Annotated in this window: 1 protein-coding gene and 1 pseudogene; both read left to right on the top strand. The window is 52.5% G+C overall.

Annotated features, from left to right (window positions below; genetic code table 11):
- On the top strand, nt 1-687 hold a 687-nt coding region (locus HMPREF6485_RS13075; protein ID WP_044126552.1), incomplete at its 5' end, for a Mu transposase domain-containing protein.
- 16 nt (nt 688-703) lie between these two features.
- A pseudogene (locus HMPREF6485_RS14435) lies at nt 704-834 on the top strand (ATP-binding protein); the annotation flags it as partial.

The following is an 834-nucleotide window of genomic DNA, read 5'->3' as shown; positions in this document are numbered from 1 at the left end:
GAAAAGGTGATGGCCGGCCGGGAGGCGTCACGTAAGGAGATGTTCCTGCGCGGTGAGAAGGACTACCTCCGCCCGCTTCCACTGAAACGCTACGTCATGAAAGAGAAAAAGCTGATGACTGTCGGCAGGAACTCCTACGTATCGCTGTTCAAGCACCATTACAGTGTCCCGAAGGAACATGTGGGGAAACTCGTGACGATCCTCTACGATGCCGACACGGTGGAAATCTACTGTGGCATGAACCTTGTCGCCGCCCATGACCGCAGTGACGTCCCCTACGCTTATTCATGGAAAAAGGAGCACAACCTGCCGGGGCACTATGGCCCTTATGACAAGGATCTTGAGGAACTCTTCCGACGTGCCTCGGAAATGGACAATATCGTATTGAATTATCTCCGGGAAGTGGAGCGGCTCATGCAATATCCTCCAAAAGCGTTCAGATACTGCCGGGGCATACTGACGCCGGAGAAAAAATACGGCCGTGACCGTCTGGTCGCTGCCTGCGCCTGCGCGGAACAGAAGCTGCAATACGGGTATCAGGCCTTACGAGAGGTGCTTGAACCGGGAGAAGACGCGGATTTCCTTCCTGATGAGGACGGGAGGATACAGCCTGACATGACATCCCCGATACCACTGACCCACAAGAACATACGTGGACGTGACTATTACAGAAAAGACAAACAGTAACAATAAAGCTAAAATTATGGAAATAAATAATAAGACAGCTCCCGTAACGGGACAACAGGACCGGAACACCATATCACTGGATTTGATGGGCCGCATGAAATTACACGGTATGGCGGAGGCTTTCAGGGAAAGCCTTGCCGGCACCAC

Source organism: Segatella buccae ATCC 33574 (genome assembly GCF_000184945.1).
Taxonomy (GTDB): Bacteria; Bacteroidota; Bacteroidia; order Bacteroidales; family Bacteroidaceae; genus Prevotella; species Prevotella buccae.
Note: the sequence above shows the minus strand (reverse complement) of the source record. Positions and strands in the feature narration are given on the sequence as shown.